This is a genomic window from Pseudoalteromonas sp. SG41-1 (genome assembly GCF_014164575.1).
GTDB classification, from domain to species: Bacteria; Pseudomonadota; Gammaproteobacteria; order Enterobacterales; family Alteromonadaceae; genus Pseudoalteromonas; species Pseudoalteromonas rhizosphaerae.
Genome location: NZ_JACJFL010000022.1, coordinates 53,843 through 67,124, shown reverse-complemented (window position 1 = coordinate 67,124; position 13,282 = coordinate 53,843). Strand labels below are relative to the sequence as shown.

General features: G+C 39.3%; 13 protein-coding genes and 1 pseudogene. 9 read left to right on the top strand and 5 right to left on the bottom strand.

Going from position 1 to position 13,282, the window contains the following annotated elements; translation table 11 throughout:
• Positions 1 to 10 precede the first annotated feature (10 nt).
• Positions 11 to 937 carry a manganese-dependent inorganic pyrophosphatase gene (locus H5203_RS13325; RefSeq protein WP_149983161.1) on the bottom strand — a complete coding sequence of 309 codons (927 nt, stop codon included), beginning with the start codon at positions 935 to 937 and terminating at the stop codon, positions 11 to 13.
• A gap of 172 nt (positions 938 to 1,109) precedes the next feature.
• On the opposite strand from H5203_RS13325, the gene H5203_RS13320 reads away from it, so the two are divergent.
• The gene (locus H5203_RS13320) at positions 1,110 to 1,628 is read left to right on the top strand and encodes a hypothetical protein (RefSeq protein WP_145234706.1); all 519 of its coding nucleotides are present in this window, start codon (positions 1,110 to 1,112) and stop codon (positions 1,626 to 1,628) included.
• Position 1,629: 1 nt separating this feature from the next.
• Positions 1,630 to 2,439 (top strand): bifunctional DNA-formamidopyrimidine glycosylase/DNA-(apurinic or apyrimidinic site) lyase, encoded by an 810-nt coding sequence (mutM, locus tag H5203_RS13315; protein WP_145234708.1) that lies wholly within the window; start codon positions 1,630 to 1,632, stop codon positions 2,437 to 2,439.
• A 72-nt stretch (positions 2,440 to 2,511) separates the two neighbouring features.
• Here mutM and H5203_RS13310 read toward each other — a convergent pair whose 3' ends face one another.
• From H5203_RS13310 to H5203_RS13300, 3 genes are read right to left on the bottom strand one after another with little or no spacing between them, the layout of a single operon-like run.
• Complete coding sequence (locus H5203_RS13310) at positions 2,512 to 3,012, bottom strand: DUF3299 domain-containing protein (RefSeq protein ID WP_149983159.1); 501 nt, start codon at positions 3,010 to 3,012, stop codon at positions 2,512 to 2,514.
• Between the two features lie 10 nt (positions 3,013 to 3,022).
• Positions 3,023 to 4,285, bottom strand: coding sequence for an FtsX-like permease family protein (locus tag H5203_RS13305; RefSeq protein ID WP_182819856.1), 1,263 nt, complete (start codon positions 4,283 to 4,285; stop codon positions 3,023 to 3,025).
• Entirely contained in the window at positions 4,282 to 4,971 is a 690-nt protein-coding gene (locus H5203_RS13300) for an ABC transporter ATP-binding protein (protein ID WP_182819858.1), read from the bottom strand. Before H5203_RS13300 ends, H5203_RS13305 begins: the two co-directional genes overlap by 4 nt.
• Positions 4,972 to 5,155: 184 nt before the next feature.
• Between H5203_RS13300 and H5203_RS13295 the strand changes: the two genes are divergently transcribed.
• The 7 genes and pseudogenes from H5203_RS13295 (at position 5,156) to H5203_RS13265 (ending at position 12,181) form a co-directional block, all read left to right on the top strand.
• Positions 5,156 to 6,262: a phosphoribosylaminoimidazolesuccinocarboxamide synthase gene (locus H5203_RS13295; RefSeq protein ID WP_182819855.1), complete on the top strand. Its 1,107-nt coding sequence runs from the start codon at positions 5,156 to 5,158 to the stop codon at positions 6,260 to 6,262.
• A 163-nt stretch (positions 6,263 to 6,425) separates the two neighbouring features.
• Positions 6,426 to 7,085: a methylamine utilization protein gene (locus tag H5203_RS13290; RefSeq protein ID WP_145234718.1), complete on the top strand. Its 660-nt coding sequence runs from the start codon at positions 6,426 to 6,428 to the stop codon at positions 7,083 to 7,085.
• Positions 7,078 to 9,390, top strand: a complete 2,313-nt coding sequence (locus H5203_RS13285) for an EAL domain-containing protein (protein WP_182819854.1) — start codon at positions 7,078 to 7,080, stop codon at positions 9,388 to 9,390. The genes H5203_RS13290 and H5203_RS13285 overlap by 8 nt, the downstream gene beginning before the upstream one ends.
• On the top strand, positions 9,377 to 10,210 hold the full coding sequence (locus tag H5203_RS13280) for a DUF3034 family protein (protein WP_145234722.1): 834 nt from the start codon (positions 9,377 to 9,379) through the stop codon (positions 10,208 to 10,210). Before H5203_RS13285 ends, H5203_RS13280 begins: the two co-directional genes overlap by 14 nt.
• Positions 10,210 to 10,629, top strand: a complete 420-nt coding sequence (locus H5203_RS13275; protein WP_145234724.1) for a group 1 truncated hemoglobin — start codon at positions 10,210 to 10,212, stop codon at positions 10,627 to 10,629. Before H5203_RS13280 ends, H5203_RS13275 begins: the two co-directional genes overlap by 1 nt.
• A 185-nt stretch (positions 10,630 to 10,814) precedes the next feature.
• Positions 10,815 to 11,789: a CDP-glycerol glycerophosphotransferase family protein gene (locus tag H5203_RS13270; protein WP_310736422.1), complete on the top strand. Its 975-nt coding sequence runs from the start codon at positions 10,815 to 10,817 to the stop codon at positions 11,787 to 11,789.
• Positions 11,786 to 12,181 (top strand): annotated as a pseudogene (locus tag H5203_RS13265) (adenylyltransferase/cytidyltransferase family protein). Before H5203_RS13270 ends, H5203_RS13265 begins: the two are co-directional and overlap by 4 nt.
• A 36-nt stretch (positions 12,182 to 12,217) precedes the next feature.
• On the opposite strand, the gene H5203_RS13260 reads toward H5203_RS13265, so the two are convergent.
• Positions 12,218 to 13,234: a CDP-glycerol glycerophosphotransferase family protein gene (locus H5203_RS13260; protein WP_182819853.1), complete on the bottom strand. Its 1,017-nt coding sequence runs from the start codon at positions 13,232 to 13,234 to the stop codon at positions 12,218 to 12,220.
• Positions 13,235 to 13,282 lie beyond the last annotated feature (48 nt).

Here is a 13,282-nt window from a genome sequence, read left to right as displayed (position 1 = left end):
ACTTAGCACGTTAGAGCTTTGCGAATGCATCTTGCAGTGGTGGTACTACTTGCTTTTTACGGCTCAGTACGCCGTCTAGCCATACTTTTCCGTCTTTGGGCGTTACACCATAAGCAGTTTCAACTAGTGTTGCATCGTCAGATACGATCAGCATTTGTGAGCCTTCTTTCATGATGTCGGTAAGTAATAAGAATACCGAGTGGCGTCCACCTTCTTCTTTAAGCTTAGCAATATCAGCTTCAAGGTCTGCTTTAATATCATCAAATACCGCTAGATCGATAACTTCTAATTGACCAATACCAACTAGTTTACCGTTCATGTTGAAGTCTTTAAAATCACGCATTACTAAATCACGCGCTGGAGTATTCTCAACCGCTGACTTAACACGGAACATATCCATGCCTAATTCTTTAAAGTCCTCGATGCCGGCAATTTCAGCAAGCGCTTCAACACATTTAATATCAGCTGTGGTGCAGGTTGGTGATTTGAAAATAACCGTATCACTTAAAATTGCACACATCATGATGCCTGCAATGTCTTTTGGAATTTCAACATTGTAGAAGTCATACATCATTTTAATGATCGTGTTTGAGCAGCCAACAGGGCGGATCCAGCATTCAAGAGGTGTAGAGCTGGTTAAATCGCCTAGTTTATGGTGATCAACAACGCCAACAACGCGAGCTTGATCGATATCATCAGGTGCTTGCGTTTTTTCAGTATGGTCAACGATGTAAACATCTTCACCGGCATAACTTAATTTTAGCTCTGGTGCTTCAAAGCCGAATTTATCAAGAATAAACTGCGTTTCAGGTGATATTTCACCAAGACGAGTTGGAATTGCTGGTTCTTCGATTTGGTTTTTCAAATATGCGAGTGCGATTGCACCACAAATAGAATCTGAATCTGGGATTTTATGACCCACTACATACATTGACATGACGGAACTCCTTAAATTTTGCCGTATTTTAGCAAAGTAATTTAACTTTGACACATTCGCGTTGGTGATTTTTTGTAATATTCAGTCTTAACAGTAGTTAAAAAATTCAACTGCCATTTTTATATGTTTTTGGTTACACTTTAACTAATTGAATCTTTTAGGAAGAACTCAAATGCAGTTAGGTCGCAGGGGCTGGAATAATGTGGTTATTTTTTCCATGCTGTTGATGATTTTCTTTTTTAATGGATTACATACAAAACTCAACAGTGGTTCAGAACAATCTAGTGTGCAAAGTGTATTGCCAGCGCAAAACTTTATTTTAGCTCTAGAGTTTCCCGATCAAAAAATAGAGCGCATAGGCACTTCTTGGCGCGCCACTGCATTAATCAATAATGCACCTGCTAGTTTTTGGCAAGCGACAACAGCAAACCTTGTGGCATTAGTAAATGAATGGCAGAGCATGCAATTGTCGGTCGCTGATAATCAGCAAGCATTCCACAATACCTCAGCTTTGACTGTAGCAACCGTATGGTTGGCAGGCGAGCAACTTCCTTGGTTGTATCAATTATATAGCGCACCACAAGGCTATTATTTATTAGATAAAAGCAACCAGCGCGTGTTATCACTTGATAAAGCAACTGCGCAGCGTTTATTCCCTAGTTTTAATTTTTCACAAAGTGAGCCTAAATAGTATGCCTGAATTACCAGAGGTTGAAGTTAGCCGAATGGGGATCACCCCACATATTTTGCAGCAAACAGTTACAAAGGTGAATATTCATAATCCGAATATGCGTTGGCCTGTGCCGGATGATGTGTACAAAATCGCTAACTTAGCTGTTTTAGCTGTTGAGCGTAGGGCAAAGTATTTGCTACTTGAGTGTGAACTGGGCAGCATTATTTTGCATTTAGGTATGTCGGGTAATTTACGAGTTGTTGAACAAAATGAGCCATTAAAAAAGCATGATCATATCGAGTTTATATTTGCCAACGGTAAAGCATTGAGACTAAATGACCCACGCCGATTTGGTTGTTGTTTATGGCAAGCGCCCGGAGAATGTCATAGCTTACTGAGCAAACTGGGCCCTGAGCCACTCACTGATGAATTTACTGCTAAGCGCGTATATGAGCAGTCACGAAATAAGAAAGTGCCAATCAAACAATTTATTATGGATAACGCTGTGGTGGTTGGTGTGGGTAATATTTACGCTAACGAGTCTCTTTTTAAGGCCGGTATTCATCCAAAACGTGAAGCAGGAAAAGTATCACAAGCGCGCTATCAGCAATTAATCCCTATTATTAAAGATACTTTGGCTGCGGCTATCACTCAAGGTGGCACGACATTAAAAGACTTTGCCCAAAGTGATGGTAAACCAGGTTACTTTGCACAACAGTTATTAGTTTATGGCCGCAAAGGTGAGCCATGTATGGTATGTAAGAAAGCATTAACAGAAATTCGTTTAGGGCAACGTAGTACAGTGTACTGTAGTCAATGCCAAAAATAAGTTAAGGCATGTTGCACTTGAGAGCTGCTATTTGCAGCACTGGGAACAACACGCCTGAGGTATGTATCTGAGTTACAGCTCAAACGGTGCAACGCCGACGGCTGTCATTTTATAGCCCACTTGTGCAATGTCGCCACTCCAGGTTTCAGTGCTGATGACGCCGGTAACGACTATGGCATCGTACAAACTTTCAATTGGCACGCCGCCTTTAATTGTCACATGAACAATTTGATTCGGTGGTGGTGGTGGCACGTGGATGCAAGCACCAAAGTAAGGCACTAATAAAAACTCAGTAATCATTTCGCTGTCACCTTCAAGAGGTACTACAAACCCAGGTAAGCTGACTGATTGGCCATTGAGTTCCTTAACAATTGGTGCATCTAGATCAGGTTGCACCCAATTTTGCTCTGTACCTTCATGGCTAGCTTGATCTTGAGTATCTATTTGTACATGTCCCTTAGGAATTAAATCTTCCCAAAAAATTTCTTTTGGTTCATTGGCATAACTACTAAAATTATAACCAAAGCTAAAAATAACTAAGCAAAGCAAAGTGAGCTTTTGAAAGTACTGCATGATATTCCTCTTAAATTTTAATGCTCATGCCATCAGACAATGAGTAAAAATAGGCGCGGGTGGCTGGTATCAAACCAACGATAAAGCCGGCCGCCATAATAGCGCCGATCAATACCAGTTCATAGCTCGATAGCATCGCAATGGTGATTGTGATGCCGGCATTACTTTGCAAGTAACCTGTGGCAAGAGACATTAATAAATAAAATAACCCACAACCTACTAGGCAACCTAAAAAGGTTATCAGTAGTGATTCTATGCTGATCAATGTGAATAAATGCCAAGGACGCGCACCGACAGAGCGTAAAATGGCCAATTCGCGGCGGCGTTGGTTAAGGCTGGCCAATAGGGTCGTTAGCATGCCTAGCAGACTCACGAGTACCACTACGATAGAAAACAGCAACAAGATTTTTTCAACAATTGTCAGCATTTCCCATAGCTCACGCAAAGTTACACCAGGCATGATGGCAAGCAACGCTTCAGGTTTGTACTGATTAATATTACGCCTTACTTGTAACGTATAAAGCGGAGAATCAAAACCCACTAAAAACGCGGTGATTTGCTTAGGTTCGCCTGTTAGATCATCATGCTGTTCATGTTCATGTTCATGTTCATGTTCATGTTCATGGCTGGTGTGGTTACCGCTGTGGATCAGTTCAATAGCCGCTAATGGAATATGTAGGGTTTTATCAACTGGCGTGCCTGTCGCATCTAAAATGCCAACCACAGTGAAAGGATTATCATCATGATGATGAAAGCTGGTATTACCCATACCGTGTGAAATAACGATACTATCACCCAGCGAATAGCCTAGCTTGGCTGCTACCTGCGCGCCCAGTACGACCTCATTTAAATGGGCGAAGGCGCGGCCTTGGCTAAACCTAAGCTGCTGCTTTTTAGCAAATTTATAATGTTGAAAATAATCAGCGGAGGTGCCCAGTACCGCTTGGCCTTTATGGCTATCTCCTAGTGATAGCGGAATGGTCCAGTTGACGCCGCGTTGCTGTTTTATATATTGGTAGCTTTGCCAGCTAACGCCATTATTAGCATGACCGATGCGAAAAACCGAAGACAATAACAGCTGTATATCTCCGGTACGAGCGCCAACAATTAGATCAGTACCAGAAATGGTATTACTAAAACTACTTTTGGCATCAACCCGTACTCGCTCAATACTCAGCAATAACATGACACTAACAGCAATAGTAAACAGAGTTAAGAATGCACTAGCGCGGCGATTATATAAGCTACTAATAGCAAGTTTTAAGAGGATCATTTACCTTGCTCCTGTAGCGACAGTAAATCAATGTTGCGATTAAAAAGCGGTTGTAAGCTGGTATCATGGCTGACAAAAAGTAAGGTGCTATTCGCTTCATTTGCTTGTGTAAAAAGTAAGTTGATAAAGGACTGGCGATTGTTTGCATCAAGAGCAGACGTTGGCTCATCGGCAATTATCAATTCGGGGCTGCCAATAAAGGCGCGCGCCGCCGCGACTCGCTGTTGCTGGCCAATACTCAAGCTAGCGACATTTTGTTGGTGTAATTGCTCGTCTAAGCCCAGTGCATTTAATAGCCTTGAGGCCTCTTGATTAAGGGTTGGACTATTGATTAATACTTTTTTTTGCCGTGGCTTTGAAAATTGGCAACCTAATGTGACATTATCAATCGGTGATAGGTAAGGAAGTAGATTAAAATTTTGAAAGATATACCCAATATGCTCAGCGCGAAACTTATCGCATTTACTTTTACTTAATTGACCCAGTTCACAGCCTAAAATACTCAGTTGGCCTGATGTAGGGCGGTTAATGCCTGCAAGTAACGATAATAAAGTGGATTTACCACAGCCGCTAGGGCCATGTAAAAACACATGCTCGCCTTTAGCAATGCTAAGTGTTGCAATTGCTAAAGTGGGTTTGACTTGTTGTTTTTGCCATTTAAAACTTAGCTGCTGTATATTAATCATCACGTAAATTACTACTGGATTTTGATGTTATCTTATAACGTGTATAATAAAATACCAACTAAACTGCGTTAAATCACATAGTGCTTTAATTGTGATTTCCCCCGGTCTCGATTATTATTAGCGGCTTATAACCCCATACCCATACGATCGCCCTTACAGGGCGTGCCATATACTCGGAGATAGCATGACTAGCTATAAAGTTTTAGACGTAAACGATGACTTACCAATACGCACAAAGGGCCCAGTTCACAGTGGCAAAGTACGCTCAGTTTATTGGTTAACAGACGAAGACAGCGCGCGTTTGATCAGTGACAAAGGTTACCAAGTGCCAAAGGGTACAGAACTGGCTATTATGGTTATTTCTGATCGTATCTCTGCATTTGATTGTATATGGCAGGGCGAAAATGGTTTAAATGGCGTGCCAGGTAAAGGGGTCGCATTAAACACAGTTGCTGCTCATTGGTTTAAGTTATTTGATCAGGCAGGCCTTGCAGGGAATCACATTGTTGATATTCCGCATCCGTATGTGTGGATTGTACGTAAAGCCAGTACAGTAAAAGTAGAAGCAATTGCTCGTCAGTACATTACGGGCAGCATGTGGCGTGATTACAGTAAAGGTGTACGTAATTTCTGTGGATTAGAATTACCTGAAGGCTTAACGGCTAATCAAAAGTTAGACGATGTGTTAATTACGCCATCAACAAAAGGTATTATTACTGGCGTTGCAGATATTCCTGCGGTGGATGATGTCAATATTACCCGTGAAAACATAACTAATAACTTGAGTGTGTTTAATTTTAAGTCCGAAGATGATGTTGCTCAATATGAGAAATTACTTGTTGAGGGTTTTGCTTTAATTAGTGCTGAGCTAGGTAAACTAGATCAAATCTTTGTCGATACAAAATTTGAGTTTGGCTATGTAGAAGATATTGATGGTACAGATAAACTAATCTATATCGATGAAGTTGGGACGCCTGATTCATCAAGAATTTGGGATGGTGCTGCGTATTGTGATGGTAAAATTGTTGAGAACTCTAAAGAAGGGTTCCGCCAATTGTTAATTAATAATGTGCCTGATAGTGATGTGTTATTGAATAAAGATCGCATGCTTGAACGTGAGCAACTAGCAAAAGATTACATTTTACCTGAGTCGGTTATGTTAGCTGTTTCTGATACTTATGTAGGTATCGCTAGCAAAATTGTGGGTCGTGATATTTTAATTCCAACAGATCCGCGTAGTGAAGTAATTGCCATTTTAGACGGGCAATATGGTTTAATTTCTAATGCTTAATTACTAGTAATCAACTTGCACCATTTTAAAAGCTTAGAGTTTTGCTATTATTTATAGTTACTGGGCTTTTATTCTTGCATTTAGAGTCAGTCTCTAATTAACTTAACCTAAGATTAATTAGAGATACTCATATGTTAGTGTTCGCACAACAGGGGATGACCAAATGAGACTGCAAGTAATGGCAACAAAAAGCATCATGACAGTTTTCGCTATGGTGCTTGCATGCGATGTTTATGCGCAAGATGTTACGCTCAACATCGTTGATCAATATGGGCAGCCTCTCACCAATGCAGTGATAGAAATTGCTAGCGAAAGCAATAAAACATTATCGCAACAGTTACCTGTACTGATAATGGATCAAGTAGATAAGCAGTTTTCACCAACGCTTTTGATTGCTCACCAAGGGCAGCAAGTGAACTTTCCTAATAGCGATAATATTCGCCACCATGTATATTCTTTCTCGGAAGCTAAACCATTTCAGTTAAAGTTATATTCTGGACAACCAGAAGCTCCGATTACATTTGAAAATCAAGGGGTTGTGGTGCTTGGCTGTAATATCCATGATTCTATGCTAGGGTATATTTATGTTGCGAAAAGCGCTGATGTTTATCAAAGTGATGAGCATGGGAATGTGCAACTAAGTGGCCTAAATTTGCCAGTACAGCTAACTATTTGGCATGCTTTACAAAAGAACGCACTCGAAGCAAAACAGCCTTTAACGTTAGCTGTAAATTCACCTCATAGTTTACAAGTGACACTGCAAACAACTGAGCCTAAGCCACGTAATACTTTTGGTAGTAAGTTTAAGGGTGGGAATGACTAATAGTTTAAAAAATCGCATAACTGTTTTATGTGTAGGCTTAGTGTTATTAACTACTGTTGTGAGCTTATTTAGTTTTTGGTGGTCGACGAGTCAATTTAATGAAAAAAAGGTCACCCAAGATATTAATGTGGCTGAAAATGTCTATAAGCAGTACCTAGCGTCAAAAGAAAGTTTATTGCTCACAGCTGCAAAAGTACTGACTGCTGATTTTGGCTTTAAACAAGCGGTTGCTACCAAAGATGCAAATACCATTAGTAGCGCATTGTATAATCATAGTCAGCGAATCAATGCTGATTTAATGCTGCTTCTAGATCTGTCAGGAAAGTTAATTTCTACTAATAAACAGCAAGATTTTAATAATAACTTACAAAAATTAATGAATGAGTTGCTCAATAATACCGAGCAATCTAGTTTTGTAGTGCTACACGAACAATTGTATCAAGTCATTTTACTACCAGTTAAAGCCCCGCGTACTATCGCCTACAGTTTAGTAGGTTTTAAAATTGATGATGAGGTTGCGGTTGAACTAAAAAACTTAACAGGTATGGATGTAAGCTTTATAGCTAAAAGCGATAATTTGGTTAAAAGCTCTTTGTTAGAGCGTCCAAGCCCATTTATTCCAAACGAGTATTTTCATAATTCCACCACAAAACGTATTTTTGGTGAACAATTGGTATATCGCAATCGCGATGTACATTTGCCTTCACTTGACGATCATCCCGTTAATGTATTGCTTAGTGCTGATCTAACGCAGAGTTACAGTGAATTTGAGAGATTGTTTTACACGTTAGTCATTCTTGCGTCTTTAACGATTTTTATCGGCGTTATTACCAGTAGTTTATTGGCCAAAAACTTAACCATGCCGTTATCACAGTTGGCGAGTTTAGCGCGGCAGTTTGCGCGAGGAAACTACAGTGTTGATGCGATGAGTAAAAACCAAAGCAATGAAATAGCTACATTAATTGATGCTTTTAAGAACATGGGTAATGATATCCAAGAGCGTGAACAACAAATTAGCTTTGCCGCAAAGCATGATTCTTTAACTGGGTTTTATAATCGTTCTGCAATGCTGGAAGTGTTGAGCGAAAATCTTGAACAAAACCAAGAATACACCTTAGTGGCAATCGATATTCGTGGTCTTAGGCATATTAACGATAAGCTAGGAGCTCGTATTGGCGATGACTGCTTAAAAGCTGTGGCTTTACGTATTGCTGAGTTTTCAGATGAGTTTGGTGGTTTACATGCACGTATTGGTGGTGATGAATTTTTAACCGCTTTTCCTAGTAGTGCAGGGCGTAATCTTAAAAGTGGCATAGTCGGGTTAATGGCGCAGTTACAAGCTGGTTATACTATTCAAAAGCTTAAAATCAATTTACGTTTTAGTGCTGGTGTGGTGGAGTATCCTTCGCAAGGGTTACAAGCGGATGATTTAATGCGTCGGGTCTTGATTGCTGTGGATAGTGCCGCAAGTGCTCATGAAAATATTCATTATTACCTGCCTGGAGAGGATGAAGCGCATCTTGATAGGCTCATTATGATCGATGAGCTCAAGCAAGCGATTAATGATGACGATGGTCAATTGTTTATGACCTATCAGCCTAAATTACATATCGCTACACAACAAATCAATAAAGTGGAATCGCTTATTCGTTGGCAACGCAAGGATGGTAGTTGGGTATCGCCGGAGCTATTTATTGACCTAGCTGAACAATCGGGATTAATTGTTGACCTTACCGGTTGGGTGGTAAAAACAGTAATAGCACAGGTCGGACTTTGGCAACAGCAAGGCATTTATATGCAAGCTGCAATTAATGTTTCAGCCCAAGATATCGCTTATCCCGGCTTTCACTCCAATTTAATTCGTACATTAAAACAGTTTTCAGTTGCACCTGCGCTTATCACGATTGAATTAACAGAGCGCGATATGATTGAAAATGAAGAAAAAGGTATTCAAGCGTTGGAAAACTTGAAAGCAATCGGTGTCAAAATTTCTCTTGATGATTATGGGGTTGGGCAAACATCGCTAGGGCGCCTGAAAATGTTACCTATTGACGAGCTGAAGTTAGATAAGTGTTTCATTCTTAAACTAGATGAATCTGAAAAAGATCAGTTTATTGTTGAATCTACGATTACCTTAGGTCATCAGCTTGGCTTCTCTGTTGTAGCCGAAGGGGTTGAAACATTAGAGTCGCTAGAGCTGCTACAAAAAATGCAGTGTGATCATGTGCAAGGGTATTATCTAAGTCGTCCACTCAAAGCAGACGTGTTTGAGCAATGGTTGGAGCAGTATAATGAAAAAGCTTAAATTATTATGTTTAACTGTTATCGCATTATCTGCATTTAATACTTTTGCCTCAAAAGGCAAGCTGCTAGCAACGCCAGGAGTATCGCAAGTAGAAGGTAGTGGTGGTGGTGGTATCGTGCCTTGGGCGCAGCTTGCGGGTTATGCCAGCGAGGATGAGTTTTCTATTAATGGCTTTTGTAGTCGGGCCGATGTTACCGATTACAGCTTAGATGTATGCGGTGCACAAGTTAACTTATTTAATCGCGTTGAGCTTAGCTATGCACAGCAAAACTTTGCTGTGCCGGCGCTAAATACCGAGATAGAACAAGAAATCAGCGGTGTTAAGATTAGGCTCTATGGTGATATTGTTTATAGTGACTGGCCTCAAGTTACCTTGGGAGTACAACATAAATCACTTGATGATGGCGCAGTCGCTATGTTAGTAGGGGCTAAGGATACCTCTGGTACGGATATTTACCTTGCTGCAAGCAAGCTACATTTAGGGGCCATTGCAGGTTATAACTGGTTTTGGAATGTTACCACGCGTTATAGTGAAGCAAATCAGCTTGGCTTACTCGGATACGGTGGGGCGAATAGCAATGAAAAACTATTATTTGAAGGTAGTACTGCCATTTTTCTTAGTCGAGAAGTTGCTGTTGGAATAGAGTATCGTCAAAAATCAAATAATCTCGGATTGGGTGAGCAAGATTGGCAAGATGTGTTTGTTGCTTGGATACCAAATAAATACGTAAGTGTCACTGCAGCATACCTTGATTTAGGTAGTATTGCTGGGGCAAAAGACCAAACCGGTTGGTACTTATCGGTAACAGGATATTGGTAATGGGAAAAATACTAACAACGATAGTGTTAATAGCCAGCTTAGCAGGTTGTTCATCGGCTTCAAATCTAACGTTGTATCAGCAACTTGGTGGTCAAGCAGGGCTACAAAGACTGGTTGATAGTTTCATTAATCAAATCGGTAATGACGAACAAATTATTCATTACTTTGAGCATGCAAATATTAGCCATTTCCGTGAAGGCTTTATTAATCATTTGTGTGTACTAACTGATGGGCCCTGTGAATATACGCGTGATAGTATGGTTGATATTCATACTGGCATGCACATCACGGAGGGTGACTTTAATCATGTGGTTGATTTGTTAATTAATGCCATGAATGAACAAAATATTAGTCATACAGTGCAAAATAAAATACTCGCGAAAATGGCACCACTGAGAACCGAGATTATTAAGATTTAAGCAAAAATAGTCGTTGTTATGATAGTTTAGGCTGAAATAAAATTATGGTTTCTGTACAATGGCATTTGTTTTTGGTTAAATTAATGTAAATTATGTTCGTGTATTTTGATGTTTTGCATATTTATTATATCCCTCAATACTTACCAGTTATAAAAAAGCTGACCAAAAAAGGGCATAAATGTGTATTGATTTTTTATAAATCGCAGGATGCGAAACTAATTTCTGTTTGCAATAAGTTTATTGCAGACAATCGGCTATCAGCAGTTTGGCTAAATGATACCAGTCAGGCTTTTGCTTTTTACCAAAAAAGTGAAGTTGATTGGATTATATTTGGTAATGCATTTCCACAAAGCGAAAAGTTAAATAAAAAAACAGCACTGATGCAACACGGAATTGGCCCCAAACAGTGCTACTACGATGTATCAAATGCAGGAATGACTGTAAGGTTTGTTGAAGGGGTACATCGGAAAAATCGATTACAAAGCCTTTATCCTAACGGTACTTTTATTGACTCAGGTTATGCGAAGTTAGATCCTCTATTTGACTACAGTGTTGAAAAAATATCACTGGAAAAGCTCGGTCTGGATCCTAATAAAAGAACATTGCTATATGCGCCTACATTTTACCCAAGTTCAATTGAGTGTATGAGCGACCATTTTGCGGATGACTTTGCAGATTATAATATAATTATAAAACCACACTTTTTTACGCTTACAAAACCACGTTATAAAAAACAACGCTTTAAATTAGCTAATTGGAAAAAACACACAAATGTTTATATTGCGGATGAAAATCAATTTGATTTAACACCATTTATTGCGGTTGCCGATATTATGCTTTCAGACGCATCGTCAGCTATTTTTGAATTTGCTGCACTAGATAAACCCGTTATATGGTGTGACTTCTATAAATTACGCTGGAGTTACCGTGGTATTTTTTCATTTCGTTTGAAAGGGCGTTTGGATGATGATATTCATTATTTTAATGAAATTTGTTACCCTGCTAAGCATTATCAAGATCTCGCCAATATGATTAATCAATCTAGTTACGAGAGTGACGTTTTCAAAGAAAATAGGGCGAGGCTTATTAAGTTGCTCGCTGGTAAAATGGATGGCTTATCTGCTGAGCGCATTGCTAACTATTTAGAAGAGAATAAATGAGGCGAGTAATAACTTTTGGGACGTTTGATATTTTCCATGTTGGCAATATCAATATATTAGAGCGAGCGAAAGCACCGGCTGATTACTTAATTGCAGGTGTGCTTTCAGGTGCTCTTAATATGTCAAAAAAGGTCGTAATCCAGTTTACAGTGAAGCAGATAGAGTGAGAATAATCAGTTCATTGCGTTGATGAGATGTTTATTGAGCAATAATTAGAGCTTAAAGGTGAGTACATTACTGAACATAATGCTGACTTATTAGTAATGGGGGATGATTGGGCTGGACGTTTTGATGAATTTAAAAGCTTGTGTGATGTTAAATACCTTATTCGAACCCCATCAATTTCAACCACTGAAATTATTGAAGTGGTACGTAATCCATTATCGCAATAAATGTTGTAAGGTGGGGCTTGCCCACCTTCGATTTAATTACTTTAATTTCATATAGTTTAGCGCTTTACGGATTTTGTATCTGCGCAGTAGATTAAGCGGCTTTTGCATAACTCCGGTCTCAATAATCTGTGCAGTTGCTGCTAGTATGCGTTGAGCGCTGTTTCCATCAGTAAAAGGATGTACTTGAGTTATATACTGGTTAATTTTCAGTTGCTGCTCATCGCTGAAAGATAATGCTTGCTCTAGCGCGTTAGTTAATTGCTCTGCAGCTGTGATATTAATTAAAGCATCTTGAGGTTGGCTATTGTTAAAGGTGATAACGGGTTTGCCTAATAATAATGATTCATCGACGGCACTTGATGTATCTGAAATAACCACATCAGCGTGTTGAATTAATGGGATTAAGTTATCGTTTTGGCAAATTTCAAAATGTTCCATTTCAGCCAGAGTCTGATAAAGCTTTTGCCACTGAGGTTTAGTTTTTGGATGAAACTTCAGTTTTATATCGTAATCACCACTACTTGCAAGTGATTTTATTTGCTCAAATAAAATCTCGAGAGAAGATAAATTTGGCGAAAATGTTGGCGCATATAAGATAACGGGCTTCTCATTTTGTCTTTTTTCGTAATTAAAATAAGGATCAAGTTTCGGCCAGCCAGTTTCTATCACTCTAAAATAACGGTGTTTTTCTGCTAAGCGTGTAAATGGTTCCGTTGTAAGAGGGCCGTGAGTACAGTACAAATCAAAAAAACCTCGAATCGCAAAATGACCTTTCTTTTTATATTCTAAGCCATGAAAAACTTGCACTTTCACACCGGGGAAAAAATCTGGGACTACATTTCCAGGTACGAACACTGCGCAGGGATTAAAGTTTTTGACATCTTCAATATTTTTAAGTTGTTGCTCTCCTTCTAACAAGCCGTTGGCAATTCTACTTCTTTTTGTAATAAACCAGCAGGCTTTATCTCCATTTGCTCTAATTGCATCTTGAATTGGGCGTAAAATAGCAAAGCTGTAAGGTTGTTCTACATAAAGCAGGTAATTTTTAGGCATAATGGGTCGCTTTTAGACTTTTAATTGGTAATTCAATATGTGGCAGAA

Bases quoted from the DNA above. Each gene is read 5' to 3' on its own strand.
- H5203_RS13325 (WP_149983161.1), bottom strand. From the start codon at position 937: ATGTCAATGTATGTAGTGGGTCATAAAATCCCAGATTCAGATTCTATT.
- H5203_RS13320 (WP_145234706.1), top strand. From the start codon at position 1,110: ATGCAGTTAGGTCGCAGGGGCTGGAATAATGTGGTTATTTTTTCCATG.
- mutM (WP_145234708.1), top strand. From the start codon at position 1,630: ATGCCTGAATTACCAGAGGTTGAAGTTAGCCGAATGGGGATCACCCCA.
- H5203_RS13310 (WP_149983159.1), bottom strand. From the start codon at position 3,012: ATGCAGTACTTTCAAAAGCTCACTTTGCTTTGCTTAGTTATTTTTAGC.
- H5203_RS13305 (WP_182819856.1), bottom strand. From the start codon at position 4,285: ATGATCCTCTTAAAACTTGCTATTAGTAGCTTATATAATCGCCGCGCT.
- H5203_RS13300 (WP_182819858.1), bottom strand. From the start codon at position 4,971: ATGATTAATATACAGCAGCTAAGTTTTAAATGGCAAAAACAACAAGTC.
- H5203_RS13295 (WP_182819855.1), top strand. From the start codon at position 5,156: ATGACTAGCTATAAAGTTTTAGACGTAAACGATGACTTACCAATACGC.
- H5203_RS13290 (WP_145234718.1), top strand. From the start codon at position 6,426: ATGAGACTGCAAGTAATGGCAACAAAAAGCATCATGACAGTTTTCGCT.
- H5203_RS13285 (WP_182819854.1), top strand. From the start codon at position 7,078: ATGACTAATAGTTTAAAAAATCGCATAACTGTTTTATGTGTAGGCTTA.
- H5203_RS13280 (WP_145234722.1), top strand. From the start codon at position 9,377: ATGAAAAAGCTTAAATTATTATGTTTAACTGTTATCGCATTATCTGCA.
- H5203_RS13275 (WP_145234724.1), top strand. From the start codon at position 10,210: ATGGGAAAAATACTAACAACGATAGTGTTAATAGCCAGCTTAGCAGGT.
- H5203_RS13260 (WP_182819853.1), bottom strand. From the start codon at position 13,234: ATGCCTAAAAATTACCTGCTTTATGTAGAACAACCTTACAGCTTTGCT.